Origin of the sequence: Streptomyces sp. NPDC053474 (assembly GCF_044544845.1) — a bacterium.
Taxonomy (GTDB): domain Bacteria; phylum Actinomycetota; class Actinomycetes; order Streptomycetales; family Streptomycetaceae; genus Streptomyces.
This window is the reverse complement of the sequence record NZ_JBITXV010000004.1, coordinates 439,721-454,061: the sequence shown is the minus strand read 5'-3', so window position 1 is coordinate 454,061 and position 14,341 is coordinate 439,721. Positions and strand designations below refer to the sequence as shown.

Here is a 14,341-nt window from a genome sequence, read left to right as displayed (position 1 = left end):
TTCATCCCTGGGTTTGCTGGATAGCTTCGCGAAGCACCTGGCGGTCGTCGAAGGGACGGACCACCCCGGCGATGTCCTGGCCCTGCTCGTGTCCCTTGCCCGCGACGAGGACGGTGTCGCCGGGCTCGGCACGGGCGACGGCCGCGGCGATCGCGGCGGCCCGGTCCTCGAAGACGGCGACCTCGGCGCGCTCGTGGGCGGGCACCTCCGCGGCGCCCGCGAGCATGGTGGCGAGGATCGCGAGGGGGTCCTCGCCACGGGGGTTGTCGGAGGTCAGTACGGCGGTGTCGGCGAGCCGGGCCGCGGCGGCGCCCATCGGCCTCCGCTTGGTCTGGTCGCGGTCGCCGCCGCAGCCGAGCACGATGTGCAGCTTGCCCTCGGTGACCTTGCGCAGCGCGCGCAGGACCGATTCGACGGCGTCCGTCTTGTGGGCGTAGTCGACGACCGCGAGGTAGCCCTGGCCCGCGTCGACGCGCTCCAGGCGGCCCGGGACGCCGGGCACCGCGGCCACGCCGTCGGCCGCGGTCTGCGGGTCGATCCCGGCGACGGCGAGCGCGACGATCGCGGCGAGCGTGTTGGCCACGTTGAACGGGCCCGCCAGCGGCGACTTCGCGGCGATCCGCTCGCCCTTGGGGCCGACGGCGGTGAACGTGGAGTCCAGCGGGCCCACGTGGACGTCCTCGGCGCGCCAGTCGGCGTCCGGGTGGCCCTCGGCGGAGAAGGTGGTGACCGGCACCTCGGACTCGGTCAGGAGCCTGCGGCCGTACTCGTCGTCGTAGTTGACGACGCCGAGCCGGGCGCGCCGCCGCGTGAACAGCTGCGCCTTGGCCCGGAAGTAGTCCTCCATGTCGGAGTGGAACTCCATGTGCTCCGGGCTCAGGTTGTTGAACACGGCCACGTCGAACACGCAGCCGTCCACGCGCCCGAGCACCAGGGCGTGGCTGGAGACCTCCATCGCGACCGCCTGGACGCCGCGCTCGCGCATCACCGCGAACAGCGCCTGCAGATCGGTGGCTTCGGGCGTGGTGCGCTCGGACTTGATGCGCTCGTCGCCGATGCGCATCTCCACGGTGCCGATGAGGCCGGTGCTGCGGACCTGCCGCAGACCGCCCTCCATGAGGTACGCGGTGGTGGTCTTGCCCGACGTACCGGTGATGCCGATCTGGAGCAGGTCGCGGCCGGGGTGGCCGTACACCGAGGCGGCCAGCTCGCCCATGCGGCCGCGCGGGTCCTCGACGACGAGGACCGGCAGGCCCGTGCCCGCGGCGCGCTCGGCGCCCGTCGGGTCGGTGAGGATGGCGGCGGCGCCGTGGTCGGCGGCCTGGGCGACGAAGTCGGCGCCGTGCATGCGGGCGCCGGGCAGCGCGACGTACAGGTCGCCGGGGCGCACGGCGCGCGAGTCGTGGGTGATGCCGGTGACGCCGGTGGCTCCCGGCGCGGTGCCCGGGGCCGCGGCCCCCAGCTGATCGGCGAGCTCCGCGAGGGGGGTGGCGGAGACCTGGGCCGGCCTGGGCGGTCCCGGATAGGTCACGGGAGCGTCCTTCTGGGTGGTTTGGGACTGATCAGCGTGTGGCACGGCGGTGAGCGTACCGGGCGTACCCCCGCTGGGGCCAAAAGGGAGGGGCCCTGGTGTGCGGTTCCCCGGATCCGGGGTGATCGTCGTCACGGCGGATCCCGCTCAGCGGCCCGGCTTGTCGGCGACCGGAGGGCGGCCGGGCGTCTCCGGTTTGCCCGGGGTGAAGGTGACCGGGAGGCGGGCGGGGGTGTGGCCGGTGGGCGGCACCTGGAGGGTCTTCAGGGAGAACTGCATGACCTTCTTGTAGATGGGCCCGCAGATCTGGCCGCCGAAGTAGCTGCCCTTCTTGGCGTTCTGGATGACGCAGTAGACGGTGACGCGCGGCTTGTCGGCGGGCGCGAACCCGGCGAAGGACGAGGTGTAGCCGCGGTAGCGGCCGGTCTGCGGGTCGACGCGGTTGGCGGTGCCGGTCTTGCCCGCGACGCGGTAGCCGGGGATGCGCGCCTTCGTGCCGGTGCCCTCCTCGTCGTCGACGACGGACTCCAGCATCCGCGCGACCGTGTTCGCGGTCTTCTTGCTGACGACGCGGCTCTTCTCGGGCGCGGGCGCGGGCGTGAAGCGGCCGTCGGGCCCCTTGGTGCCGCGCACGAGCGTGGGCTCGATGCGTACGCCGTCGTTGGCGAGGGTCGAGTACACGGAGGCCGCCTGCATGGCGTTGATGGAGACGCCCTGGCCGAACGGAATGGTGAACTGCTGCGAGGTCGACCACTTCTCGGGCGGCGCGAGGATGCCCTTGGTCTCGCCCGGGAACCCGAGTCCGGTGGGCTTGCCGATGCCGAACTTGCGCAGGTACGAGTAGAGGGTGCGGTTCACCTGCCGCTGGGTGTCGCCCAGCTCGCCGGTGGCCAGGATCGTGCCGATGTTGCTGGACTTGGCGAGCACGCCATTCAGCGTGAGGTACCAGGTCGGGTGGTCGATGTCGTCCTGGAAGAGCCGGTCGCCGCGGTGCAGCCGGTTGGGCACGGTCACCCGGGTGTGGGGCGTCGCCGCGTTCTCCTCCAGGACGGCGGCCATCGACATGACCTTGGCGGTGGAGCCCGGTTCGTAGGCGTCCTGCACCGCCGCGTTGCCGAGGCTGCCGCTCGCGGCCCGGGACAGGTCGTTGGGGTCGAAGCCGGGCGCGTTGGCCATGGCGAGGACCTCGCCGGTGCGGGTGTCCTGCACGACCACGTAGCCGCGGTCCGCCCGGGACTTCCTGACCTGCTCGGTGATGGCGTCCTGCGCGGCCCACTGGATGTCGCGGTCGATGGTCAGCTCGACGTCCGAGCCGGGCACGGCGGGCTTCTCGTTGGTGCCCGCGGTCGGCACCTGGCGGCCGCCGGACTGGGCGTAGCGGATCTCGCCGGGCTTGCCCGCGAGGCCCTTGTCGAGCTGCTGCTCGATGCCGCCGCCGCCCTTGCCGTCGGCGTTGACCCAGCCCAGTATCCCGGCGGCCAGGTCGTCGTTCGGGTACACGCGCTTGCTGGTGGGCACGGCGAAGACACCGGCGAGGACGTTGACCGCCGTGGCGTCGGCGCTCGCCTTGTCGGCGAGCGTGGCCCGCAGGTCCTTGATCTGCTTCCACACCTGCGGGGTCTCGCGCCGGGCGAGCAGCGTGAAGCGGGTCTTGGGCGTCCTGAGCTTCTTGGCCACGACGTCGGCGTCCTCGTCGAGGATCGGCGCGAGCAGGGCCGCGGCCTGCTCGGGCGCGTCCTTGATCTTCGTCTCCCCGGCCGTGAACAGCGTGGGGTCGGCCGTGATGTCGTACGCGTCCACGCTGGTGGCCAGCTCGACGCCGCGGCGGTCGGTGATGGCCCCGCGCTCGGCAGCGATCTTGTGGCTGGAGTACCGGTTCTTCTCCGCCTTGGCGGCGTACGCGTCGGCGTCGACGGCCTGCACCTGGAGGAGTCGCACCACGAACGCCAGCATCACCAGCGTCAGGGCGAGGCTGACCAGGCGCAGCCGGGGCCGGGGGCTGCCCAGGCGCAGCGGCTTGGCCGCGACCGGGCGGCGGGCGGGCCGTCGGCCCTGCTGGGGGCGGCGCGGCCCGCCCTCGCGCGCGGGCCGGACGGGGCGGGCCGGTCCGGGGACGCGGCGCCGGGGCGGCGGCTGACGATCCGTCACTTACGTCACCTGCCGGAGGTCGTGGGGGCGGGCTTCGCGGAAGGGGGCGCGGAGGCCGGGCTCGGCGCCGGGGAGGGCGCCGGGGACGGCACGGCCCCGGGCGTGGGCAGCGCCTCAGGGGCCCGGGGCGCCGGGGGCAGCGGCGCGGGCGGGCGGGCCGCGGACTCGCGCAGGGCGGAGGGGCCCGGCGCGCTGCCGGGAACCCCGCGGACGGTGCCGTCGGGGTTCAGGAAGGCCGGGTCGCCGCCGGGGACCATGCCGAGCTCGCGGGCGCGCCGCTGGAGCGCGTCCGGGGCGGCGTACTCGTCGACCTCCCGCTGGAGCTGCTGCTCCTCGTCGGTGAGCTCCTGGGTCTCCCGCTTCACCTTGCTGAGCTGGAAGGACCCTTCGTTGAGCGAGGAGTTGAGCAGCAGGAGCGTGATCAGGCCGCCGCCGAGCAGCAGCACGACCAGGAGCATGAAGGGGGTGCGGGCGGCCTGGCTCGGGCCCCCGGGCAGCAGTCGCGCGAGCCGCGCGGCCCGCCCCCGAAGCTGCGGTCTCTTGCTCACGAAAGCCACCTCCTCCACGAAGCCACCTCGGTCATGCGGACCCCTCGCTCCCCTCGCTCCCGCGAGCCGTCCCGCTCACGCGGGCACCTCGCGGACGCCTCTCACTGAGTGACGTCCTCGCGGATGCGCTGGGCTCCGCGCAGCCGCGCGGGCGCGGCCCTGCGGTTCTCCGCGATCTCCTCCTCGGTGGGCAGTTCGGCACCGCGCGTCAGGAGCTTGAGCCGCGGCTGGTACTCCTCGGGCACGATCGGCAGGCCGGGCGGCGCGGTGTTCGCCGCCCCGGCCGCGAAGACCTGCTTGACCAGGCGGTCCTCAAGGGAGTGGTACGACAGGACGGCGATGCGGCCGTCCACGGCGAGCGCCTTGACGGCCGCCGGAATGGCCCGCTCCAGGACGCTCAGCTCGCCGTTGACCTCGATGCGCAGGGCCTGGAAGGTGCGCTTGGCGGGGTTGCCGCCGGTGCGCTTGGCGGCCTGCGGGAGCGCGTCCCTGATCAGCTCGACGAGCCGGGCGCTGTTGCTGAAGGGCTCCTTGTCGCGCTCGCGCACGACGGCGGACACGATCCGCTTGGCCTGCTTCTCCTCGCCGTACTGGCGCAGGATCCGCACCAGCTCGCCCGCGGGGTAGGTGTTGAGGACCTCGGCGGCGCTCATGCCGGTCGTCTGGTCCATGCGCATGTCGAGGGGCGCGTCCTGGGCGTAGGCGAAGCCGCGGTCCGCCTCGTCGAGCTGCATGGAGGAGACGCCGAGGTCGAACAGGACGCCCTGGACGCGCGGGACGCCGAGCCGGTCGAGCACCTCGGGCAGCTCGTCGTAGACCGCGTGGACGAGGGTCGCGCGCTCGCCGTAGGGCGCGAGCCGCTCGCCGGACAGGCGCAGCGCCTCCTTGTCCCGGTCCAGGGCGATGAGGCGGGCCTCGGGGAAGGCGGTGAGGAGGGCCTCGCTGTGGCCGCCGAGGCCGAGAGTGCAGTCGACGACGACGGCTCCCGGCCGGGTGAGCGCCGGGGCCAGCAGGTCCAGGCACCGCTGGAGCATCACCGGGACGTGTCGGCCCTCCCGGCGCCCACCACCACCCTTATTTGGAAGCGCTTCGCGCCCTGTCACTTTGGGGCCCTCTCAGGTCCGGCGGGGCGCCGCCCGCACCGCCGGGTCCCCGCCCGCTCGGTGAAGGGGAGCCGGATGCCGGCGCCGGGGAGGCGGCGTCAGCCGACCTGGAGCGGGAGGAGGCCGAGCCGTACGTACGCGCCACGCACGTGGGGAATTCTGCGAATCTCCGGATGTACCAGCGGGGAGCAGGTCTCCGCTCCCGCTTCGCGTCACTTTAGTCCACCCTGTCTCGCGGTCAATCAACCGGCCTGCGCGGCGCGGCCCGGCCGGGATCACGTCCGTGATCAGCGCGACTTCACCCGTTCGGCGGGCCCGCGCGCATCCCTGTGGGTTACCTCACAACAACGTTCGACGGCGTTCTTTGTCCCCTCTCACGGCAGGCCCTCACCCGCCGTGACCACTAACGTCATAGTCATGACGACTTCCGCATCCCTCCCCACTGAGCCCGAAGGCGCCATACCCACCGGTGCGCGCGAGGACGGCACCGTCACCGACCGCCTGGTCGAGGCGAACACGCGCTACGCGGCGGGCTTCACCGACCCCGGCATGGACGCCCGGCCCGTCCTCCGGGTCGCGGTCGTGGCCTGCATGGACGCCCGTCTCGACCTGCACGCCGCACTCGGGCTGGAGCTCGGTGACTGCCACACCATCCGCAACGCCGGTGGCGTCGTCACCGACGACGTCATCCGCTCGCTGACCATCAGCCAGCGCGCGCTCGGTACCCGCAGCGTGGCCCTCATCCACCACACCGGCTGCGGCCTGGAGTCCCTCACCGAGGAGTTCCGGCACGACCTGGAGATGGAGGTCGGGCAGCGGCCCGCGTGGGCCGTGGAGTCCTTCCGCGACGTCGACCAGGACGTGCGGCAGTCGATGCAGCGCGTGCGCACCTCGCCGTTCCTGCTGCACACCGACGACGTGCGCGGCTTCGTCTTCGACGTGCACACGGGCCTGCTGCGCGAGATCGACCCCGCCTGAGCCGGTGCGAGCGGGGCGGCGCCGGGCGCGGCGGCGCCCCGCTCGCGCGCGACCACGGTGGGCCCGCGTGACCGAATCGACAGTGTGTGACGCTGGGGTACCGGGTACCGGACAATTTCCGGCACCCGAAACGCCGCAAGATCCGACATAACGGCGCCAGTTATCCACAGGCAAGTGACACGAACCGGTATGCCCAACAAGAATGCCTGTGTGGCGCCGTGCTGAACCATTCACGCGTGGTGTCCGTGTTTCGGGGTGGGCCGGTCCGCACGTGAGTGTCGGCCCGGGGAACCATGAAAAGAGGTGTCCCTTGCTCCTTGCCGAGCGTGGGGAAGGGCCGAGGAGGGCCGGGTGACGACCTATGACGATCGAGCGAGCCTCACAGATCTGACCGCCACGGCGGAGCGTGTCCGCGGGTCGGTCGAGGGTGTGATCGAGGGCAAGCCGGAGGTCGTACGGCTATCGCTGACGGTGCTCCTCGCCGAGGGGCACCTGCTCATCGAGGATGTTCCGGGCGTGGGCAAGACCATGCTCGCCAAGGCGCTCGCGCGGTCCATCGACTGCTCGGTGCGGCGCATCCAGTTCACGCCGGACCTGCTGCCGTCGGACATCACGGGTGTGTCCATCTGGGACCAGCAGCGCCGTGACTTCGAGTTCAAACCGGGGGCGATCTTCGCGCAGATCGTGATCGGCGACGAGATCAACCGCGCGTCCCCGAAGACACAGTCCGCGCTCCTGGAGTCCATGGAGGAGCGCCAGGTCACCATCGACGGGCAGACGTACGAGCTGCCCAGCCCCTTCATGGTGGTGGCCACGCAGAACCCGGTGGAGATGGAGGGCACCTATCCGCTGCCCGAGGCGCAGCGCGACCGCTTCATGGCGCGCGTCTCGATCGGCTATCCGGGCCCCGAGGCCGAGCTCCAGATGCTGGACGTGCACGGCGGGGTGTCCCCGCTGGACGACCTCCAGCCGGTGGCGCACGCGCACGACATCGTGAAGCTCATCGACGCGGTCCGCACGGTCCACGTCGCCGAGGCCGTGCGGCGGTACGCGGTCGACCTGGTCGGCGCCACCCGCAACCACCCCGACCTGAGACTCGGCGCGTCGCCGCGCGCGACCCTGCACCTGCTGCGGGCCGCCAAGGCGTCCGCGGCGCTCAGCGGCCGCGACTTCGCCCTGCCGGACGACGTGCAGGCGCTGGCCGTCGCCGTCCTCGCGCACCGGCTGCTGCCCACGGCCCAGGCGCAGCTGAACCGCCGCACGGCCGAATCGGTCGTCCTGGAGATCCTGCAGCGCACCCCGGTCCCGGCGGCGCCCCAGCCCGGCCAGGGATTCTTCGGCCAGCAGCCGCCCGGCGCCCGGAGGCTGTGATGACGGCCGGGGGGATGCCGTCGGAGCGACCCGACGGTACCGGCGGCATCGGCGGCACTGGGCACCACGAGGAGAACGGGGACAGGGGGGAGCGGGGCGGACTGCGCACGGCGCTCGCCGGGCTCACCACCCGCGGCCGCTCCTTCTTCGCCGCGGGCATCGCCGCCGCCGTCTGCGCCTACGTGCTCGGCCAGGGCGACCTGCTGCGGGTCGGGCTGCTGCTCGCGGTCCTGCCGCTGGTGTGCTCCGGCGTGCTCTACCGCACGCGCTACCGCGTCGCGGGCAGCCGCCGACTGACCCCCGCGCGCGTGCCCGCCGGTTCGGAGGCGCGCGTGCACCTGCGCATGGAGAACGTCTCACGGCTGCCCACGGGCCTGCTGATGCTCCAGGACCGCGTTCCGTACGTGCTCGGGCCGCGGCCGCGGTTCGTGCTCGACCGCGTGGAGGCGGGCGGGCGCCGCGAGGTGTCCTACCGCGTCCGCTCGGACCTGCGCGGCCGCTATCCACTGGGCCCGCTCCAGCTGCGCCTCACCGACCCCTTCGGGATGTGCGAGCTGACCAGGTCCTTCTCCACGTACGACACGCTGACGGTGGTCCCGCGCGTGGAGGCGCTCCCGGCGGTGCGCCTGACCGGCGAGGCCAAGGGGTACGGCGAGGGACGGCACCGCTCGCTCGCCCTCGCGGGCGAGGACGACGTCATCCCGCGCGGCTACCGCTACGGCGACGACCTGCGCCGCGTCCACTGGCGCTCCACCGCGCGCTACGGCGAGCTGATGGTGCGCCGCGAGGAGCAGCCGCAGCGCGCCCGCTGCACGGTCCTCCTGGACACCCGCGCGGTGGCCTACCAGGGCGCGGGCCCGGACTCGGCCTTCGAGTGGGCGGTCTCGGGCACGGCCTCCACCCTGGTGCACATGCTCGAACGGGGCTTCTCCGTACGCCTGTTGACCGACACCGGCAACTCGCTGCCCGGCGAGGGCGCCGACGGCTTCGCGGGCGCCAGCCAGGAGTCGGCGGACGCGGCCGGGCTGATGATGGACACGCTCGCCGTGATCGACCACTCGGACGGCGCGGGCCTCTCGCGCGCGTACGACGTGCTCCGCGGCGGCAACGAAGGCCTCCTCGTGGCCTTCCTCGGCGACCTCGACGAGGAGCAGGCCACGGTGGTCGCCAAGATGCGCCAGCGCGGCGGTGCCGCGGTCGCCTTCCTCACGGACAGCCATGCCTGGCTGCGGGGCGCGGGCGCCCCGCCGTCCCCGGCGGCCGCGAACGGGCTGCGGCTGCTGCGCGAGGCGGGCTGGACGGCGGTCGCCGTGCCGCCCGGGGTGCCGCTGGTCGACCTGTGGCGCCAGGCGGACCACCTGCGCACCGGCACGGTGGCGGCGCCCGCGGCGAGCACGGGCCCGATGGCGGGCGGGACAGGGGGATGGGCATGAGTGGGCGGACGCGACTGGCGCTGTGCGCCGCCGCCGCGACGCTGCTGGCGTCGGGCGCGATGCTGCCCCTCGTCGACGAGTCGGGCTGGCTGGTGCAGGCGGCGATCCTGCTCGCGCTGCAGAGCGGCGTGGGCGGCCTGGCGCGGCGGGTGCCGCTCGCCCGGCCGCTGACGGTGGCCGTGCAGGCCCTGGTCACGCTGCTGCTCCTGACGCTGGTCTTCGGCCGGGAGCAGGCGCTCGCCGGGGTGGTCCCCACCCCCGAGGTGTTCCGGCACTTCGGGCTGCTCCTGGAGGCGGGCGGCGACGACGTCGGGCGGTACGCGATCCCGGCGCCGCTCACCGACGGCATCCGGCTGATGCTGGTCGGCGGGGTCCTGGTGGTCGGGCTCATGGTGGACGCGCTCGCGGTGACGTTCCGCACGGCCGCGCCGGCGGGCCTTCCGCTGCTCGCCCTGTACTCGATCGCGGCGGGCCTGGCCGAGGACGGCGCCGGGTGGCTGTGGTTCCTGCTCGCGGCCGCCGGATATCTGCTGCTGCTCCTCGCGGAGGGCCGCGACCGGCTCTCGCAGTGGGGGCGGGTCTTCGGCGGGCCCGCCCGGCCGCCCGGCCGGGTCTCGGCGGGCCTGGACGGCGACGGCGGCGCGCTCGCCCCGGTGCGCACGGGCCGCCGCATCGGCGCCGTCGCCCTGGGCGTCGCCCTGGTGGTGCCGCTCGCGCTGCCCGCCCTCGACGGTGGCCTCCTGGACGACTCGAACGGGCCGGGGGGCGGCGGCCGCGGCGGAGGCGGCACCATCTCCGCGGTGAACCCGCTGGTCGCGCTCCAGGACAGCCTGAACCAGCCGGAGGACCGCGAGGTCATCTCGTACCGTACGAACGCGAAGAACTCCCAGGAGATGTATCTGCGGATCGTGTCGCTCGACCAGTTCGACGGCACGACGTGGAAGACCACCGTCCGGGACATCGAGGACATCCCCTCGCGCCTGCCGGACCCGCAGGGTTTGTCCCCCACCGTCCGCAGGACCGAGATCCAGACGAACCTCTCGGCGGCGGACGGCTACGCGCAGAACTGGCTGCCCATGCCGTATCCGGCGAGCCAGGTGCGCATCGACGGGCGCTGGCGGTACGAGCCCGTGGGCCGCGCCGTGGTCGGCGACCGCGGGCAGACCACGCGGGGCGTGCAGTACTCCGTCAACAGCCTGGTCGTGGAGCCCACGGCCGAGCAGCTCGCGGCCGCTCCCCCGCCGCCCGCGGCCGTGGCGCGGGAGTTCACCAAGGTGCCGGACTCGCTGCCCTCGGTGGTGGAGGAGACGGCCCGCAGGATCACCCGCGGCGCCGCGAACGACTACGAGCGGGCGGTGAAGCTCCAGGAGTGGTTCGCCTCCGACGGCGGCTTCACGTACAACACGCAGGTCCGCGCGGGCAGCGGCCCCTCGGCGATCGCGCGCTTCCTGGACCAGAAGGAGGGCTTCTGCGTCCACTTCTCCTTCGCCATGGCGTCGATGGCGCGCACGCTCGACATTCCGGCGCGCGTGGCGGTGGGCTTCACACCGGGCTCCGCGCAGGCGGACGGCACCATGTCGGTGGGTCTTCGGGACGCGCACGCCTGGCCCGAGCTGTACTTCGAGGGCGTGGGCTGGACCCGCTTCGAGCCGACGCCGACCCGGGGCACCGCGCCGGAGTACACCCGTGACCAGTCCCCGTCGGACGACTCCAGCGACCCGGCGGCGCCCACGCCGTCCACGTCGGCGGAGAAGTCCCCGGGGCCCTCGCAGTCCTCGGACTGCCCGCGCGACCAGCGGCAGGCGGGCGGCTGTGGCAGCGCGATGCCGCAGCTCGCGTCCGGCTCCGACGACGACGGGCCGCCGGTCGCGATGATCGTGGGCGGCTCGTTGGCGGGACTCGCCGTGCTCGCGGTGCCCCTGTTGCCGCTGCTGTGGCGGACCCGGGTGCGCGCGGTGCGCCTCGGCGTCGGCGGCCGCACCGGGGCGGACGCCACGGCGCGGACCCTCGCGGCCTGGCTGGAGGTCACGGACACCGCGTGGGACCACGGCATCCCGCCGGACGGGTCCCGGACACCGCGCAAGGCGGCGGCCCGGATCGTCCACCTCGGCAAGCTGGAGGCGGGCGCCGCGGAGTCCGTGCACCGGGTGGCCGCAGCGGTGGAGCAGGTCCTCTACGCGCCGCAGCCGCGGCACGCGACGGGGCTGCCGGACGACGTGCGGCGGCTGCGGGCGGGGCTGCGCGCCTCCGCGAGCCGTTCGGCCCGGCTGCGGGCGGCGCTCGCGCCGCGTTCGGCCGCGCGGGTGATGTGGGCGCTCTCGGAGCGCTGGACCGGGCTGCGTGCCCGGTGGCAGCGGCGTCTGGCCAAGCGGTGGCCCGCCCGGCCCGCGGCGCGCGAGGGGAGCTGAGGCCCCGGGTCCGGCCGCCCTGGCCTGGCCCGAAACGACTGTGGGGTGACCACCTGCCGGTGGTCACCCCACAGTCGTGCGCGGCCTCATCGCCTCTACTTCGTGTGCGAGTGCACATGCGCGAGCAAACGCCGGAGCCGACTGCTTCACGGGGCCTGATCTCAGGGCGAGCGCCCCTCCGGATCACCGGGTACCGACAGCGGCGCGGGCGGCCGGGCCCGGACAGCGACAAGGCCCGGCGCGCGGGGTGCGCGACGGGCCTTGGGCGGAGCAGGGAAGTCAGGCGCGGCGGGGAAAGTCTTCTGGAAGGGCTACTGCCCCCCTTGCTGCTCGTCCCTGCGGCGCTGCCAGCGCTGCTCGATGCGGTCCATCATGGACCGCCGCTGCCTGGGATGATGCTGCCGCCGCCCGTGCGGGGCGGCGGCTCCACTCGGGGTGCCGGGGGCCTGCTCGCCCGGCTTGGGCGCCTTGCGCCAACCAGTGACGGCGAGCACCGCGCAGCCCAGCATGACGAGGAATCCCACCACGCTCACCCAGATCAGCTGGGCGACCATTCCGGCCATGAGAAGGGCGATGCCCACCAGGAAGCCCGCGACCGCTTGGTAGACCCGCTTCCGGGTGTACGTACGCAGCCCGCTTCCCTCAAGCGCTGTCGCGAACTTGGGATCTTCGGCGTACAGCGCTCGCTCCATTTGCTCGAGCATGCGCTGCTCGTGCTCCGAGAGCGGCACGGAGTCCTCCTCATCGTGCAGTCGCCGGGGCGACCGGGGGGTCCCCTTCAGGATAGGCAGGGAATCGCCCCCGTGAAACCCGCCCCTCTGCGCCAACTTCGCCAAACCGGACCGTCAGGTCGCTCCGGCTCGCTGAAGCCTGCATTCCCCAGCGGCCGGTCTGTCATGCCGGACGGTGTCCCTCGATCATACGGCGCCCATAGCCCGTTCGGGGGGCCTGTGGCGTACTCCATGTGCTGCTGCGCCCCTGATCAGCGAGGTTGCCCCAGGCGTCACAGGGGCCCCAGCGGCCCGTCGGCGCTCAGGCCCCGCTCGCCTCGGGGGTCTCGCCGAGCACATGCAGCTGGGTGGCCACGGAGTGGAACGCGGACAGCTCGGCGGCCGCCGCCTCCAGCTTCAGGAGGGCCTCCAGGGCGCCGGGCTCGGTGTCGACGAGCACGCCGGGCACGAGGTCGGCGAAGACCCGCACGCCGTGCACCCCGGCCACGCGCAGGCCCGCGCCCTCGACCAGCTCGGTGAGCTGGTCGGCGGTGAAGCGGCGCGGCACCGGGTCCCCGTCGCCCCAGCGCCCGGCCGGGTCCTGGAGCGCGCGGTGGGCCTCGGTGAAGTGTCCGGCCAGGGCCCGGGCGATGACGGCGCCGCCGAGGCCCGCGGCGAGCAGGCTCAGGACGCCGTCGGGGCGCAGCGCTCCGACCGCGTTGCGCACGCCTTCGGCGGGGTCGTCCACGTACTCCAGGACGCCGTGGCAGAGCACCGCGTCGTAGCCGCCGCGCTCGACGACGTCGAAGAGGCCGTGCACATCGCCCTGGACGCCGCGCACGCGGTCGGCGACACCGGCCTCCGCGGCGCGGCGCTCCAGCGCGAACAGCGCGTTGGGGCTGGGGTCGACGACCGTGACGCGGTGGCCGAGGCGGGCCACGGGTACCGCGAAGTTGCCACTGCCGCCGCCGGTGTCCAGGACCTCCAGGCCGCCGGGGCCGTCGCCCGCGGTGGCCTTGACCCGGCGGTCGAGGGCGTCCTTCAGGACCTCCCAGACCACGGCCGTACGGAGGGAAGCGCGGGGGCGAGGGGGGTCGGAGCGCAGCGACGCCGCTTGCGGCGGGCGGGGGGAGGCGGGCGGGCGCATCGGGTCCGACACGGCAGTTGACTCCTCGGCGCGGCTCCGCCTGTGCGTCGGCGGGCTGTTCGGGTACGGGCGCTCCCACCCTATTGCCTTTGGAGCCGTGCCCCGGCATCACCGGGGGGCGGGCGGCGCGGGCCCCGCTCACGGCGGCACCCCGGCCGCCCCCGGGCCGGGCGTGCGCTGCGGGGCCAGCCCGGGCCTCGTGGCGCACGCCCAGGTCAGCCCGCATCCGGTGACTCCTGACGGGCCTGGGGCAGCACGGGCTGGAGGACCAGCATCCGCTCGACGAGGCGCAGGAACATCGCCGCGTCGCGCAGCAGGTCGTCGGCGTCGCGGACGCTGGCCGCGCCCTGGATGCCCGCTTCGGCGCGGGCCCTGCGGGCGGCCCCGGAGGCGAACAGGGCGCTCCACTCGGTCAGCTCGGGGGCTATCTCGGGCAGCACGTCCCAGGCGCTGCGGATGCGCTGCCTGCGCCGGGGGTTGAGCTCGGGCCTGCCGCGGGCGGCGAGGACGGCGGCGGCGGTGCGCAGGGCGGCCAGATGGGCCGTGGCATAGCGCTCGTTCGGAGGGTCCAGGCGGGCGGCCTCGTCGAGTCCGGCGCGGGCCTGGGCGAGCAGTTCGAGGGCGGCGGGCGGGGCGGTGGCGCGGCGCAGGACGGGGTGCACGTCGCTCGCCGGGCCGGTCAGTGAGGGGGCAGGGCCTGCGGCGCGGCGCCGGGGTGCGGCGGCCGCTGCGTGCGAACGGGCCATGACGAACCTCCTGTCGTCTGTGTGACGGCGCAGTGGCCGTATGTGCCCATCGTGGGGTACGCCACTGACAATCGGCGCTGACCTGGGCCTTTGCCTCGTTCGTGGGTTCGGGCTACCTTTTGAACTGACCAGTCAGTACAAAAACTTCGCCCGGCGACCCCGCGCGGCGGCCCTGCACGACGGCCCCGCGCGGCGGCCCTGCACGACGGCCCCGCACG

Annotated in this window: 11 protein-coding genes; 4 read left to right on the top strand and 7 right to left on the bottom strand. The window is 74.1% G+C overall.

Features of this window, described 5'->3' with window-relative positions; all coding sequences use genetic code 11:
• Position 1 precedes the first annotated feature (1 nt).
• The 4 genes from ACIG3E_RS11970 to rsmH form a co-directional block, all read right to left on the bottom strand.
• On the bottom strand, positions 2 to 1,666 hold the full coding sequence (locus tag ACIG3E_RS11970; protein WP_399614424.1) for a UDP-N-acetylmuramoyl-L-alanyl-D-glutamate--2,6-diaminopimelate ligase: 1,665 nt from the start codon (positions 1,664 to 1,666) through the stop codon (positions 2 to 4).
• Positions 1,667 to 1,678: 12 nt separating this feature from the next.
• On the bottom strand, positions 1,679 to 3,679 hold the full coding sequence (locus ACIG3E_RS11965; protein ID WP_399614421.1) for a peptidoglycan D,D-transpeptidase FtsI family protein: 2,001 nt from the start codon (positions 3,677 to 3,679) through the stop codon (positions 1,679 to 1,681).
• 5 nt (positions 3,680 to 3,684) lie between these two features.
• Entirely contained in the window at positions 3,685 to 4,227 is a 543-nt protein-coding gene (locus tag ACIG3E_RS11960; RefSeq protein ID WP_399614418.1) for a septum formation initiator family protein, read from the bottom strand.
• A 101-nt stretch (positions 4,228 to 4,328) separates the two neighbouring features.
• Positions 4,329 to 5,330 (bottom strand): 16S rRNA (cytosine(1402)-N(4))-methyltransferase RsmH, encoded by a 1,002-nt coding sequence (rsmH, locus tag ACIG3E_RS11955; RefSeq protein ID WP_399614415.1) that lies wholly within the window; start codon positions 5,328 to 5,330, stop codon positions 4,329 to 4,331.
• 417 nt (positions 5,331 to 5,747) lie between these two features.
• Here rsmH and ACIG3E_RS11950 point away from each other — a divergent pair, with 417 nt between their 5' ends.
• The 4 genes from ACIG3E_RS11950 to ACIG3E_RS11935 all read left to right on the top strand — a co-directional run bounded on the left by ACIG3E_RS11950 (position 5,748) and on the right by ACIG3E_RS11935 (position 11,520).
• On the top strand, positions 5,748 to 6,308 hold the full coding sequence (locus tag ACIG3E_RS11950; protein WP_399614413.1) for a beta-class carbonic anhydrase: 561 nt from the start codon (positions 5,748 to 5,750) through the stop codon (positions 6,306 to 6,308).
• A gap of 351 nt (positions 6,309 to 6,659) precedes the next feature.
• The gene (locus ACIG3E_RS11945) at positions 6,660 to 7,679 is read left to right on the top strand and encodes an AAA family ATPase (protein ID WP_399614411.1); all 1,020 of its coding nucleotides are present in this window, start codon (positions 6,660 to 6,662) and stop codon (positions 7,677 to 7,679) included.
• Positions 7,679 to 9,112, top strand: a complete 1,434-nt coding sequence (locus tag ACIG3E_RS11940; RefSeq protein ID WP_399614408.1) for a DUF58 domain-containing protein — start codon at positions 7,679 to 7,681, stop codon at positions 9,110 to 9,112. Before ACIG3E_RS11945 ends, ACIG3E_RS11940 begins: the two co-directional genes overlap by 1 nt.
• Positions 9,109 to 11,520: a DUF3488 and DUF4129 domain-containing transglutaminase family protein gene (locus tag ACIG3E_RS11935; RefSeq protein ID WP_399614407.1), complete on the top strand. Its 2,412-nt coding sequence runs from the start codon at positions 9,109 to 9,111 to the stop codon at positions 11,518 to 11,520. The genes ACIG3E_RS11940 and ACIG3E_RS11935 overlap by 4 nt, the downstream gene beginning before the upstream one ends.
• 311 nt (positions 11,521 to 11,831) lie before the next feature.
• Here the strand turns inward: ACIG3E_RS11935 and ACIG3E_RS11930 are convergent, their stop codons facing one another.
• The 3 genes from ACIG3E_RS11930 to ACIG3E_RS11920 form a co-directional block, all read right to left on the bottom strand.
• Positions 11,832 to 12,251: a DUF3040 domain-containing protein gene (locus tag ACIG3E_RS11930; protein ID WP_399614404.1), complete on the bottom strand. Its 420-nt coding sequence runs from the start codon at positions 12,249 to 12,251 to the stop codon at positions 11,832 to 11,834.
• Positions 12,252 to 12,552: 301 nt separating this feature from the next.
• On the bottom strand, positions 12,553 to 13,389 hold the full coding sequence (locus tag ACIG3E_RS11925) for a methyltransferase (RefSeq protein WP_399614402.1): 837 nt from the start codon (positions 13,387 to 13,389) through the stop codon (positions 12,553 to 12,555).
• A 203-nt stretch (positions 13,390 to 13,592) separates the two neighbouring features.
• Positions 13,593 to 14,123, bottom strand: a complete 531-nt coding sequence (locus tag ACIG3E_RS11920; protein ID WP_399614400.1) for an SAV_6107 family HEPN domain-containing protein — start codon at positions 14,121 to 14,123, stop codon at positions 13,593 to 13,595.
• Between the last annotated feature and the right edge of the window lie 218 nt (positions 14,124 to 14,341).

Coding starts and splice junctions, on each gene's coding strand:
- ACIG3E_RS11920 (WP_399614400.1), bottom strand. CDS start 14,123: ATGGCCCGTTCGCACGCAGCGGCCGCCGCACCCCGGCGCCGCGCCGCA.
- ACIG3E_RS11935 (WP_399614407.1), top strand. CDS start 9,109: ATGAGTGGGCGGACGCGACTGGCGCTGTGCGCCGCCGCCGCGACGCTG.
- ACIG3E_RS11950 (WP_399614413.1), top strand. CDS start 5,748: ATGACGACTTCCGCATCCCTCCCCACTGAGCCCGAAGGCGCCATACCC.
- ACIG3E_RS11940 (WP_399614408.1), top strand. CDS start 7,679: ATGACGGCCGGGGGGATGCCGTCGGAGCGACCCGACGGTACCGGCGGC.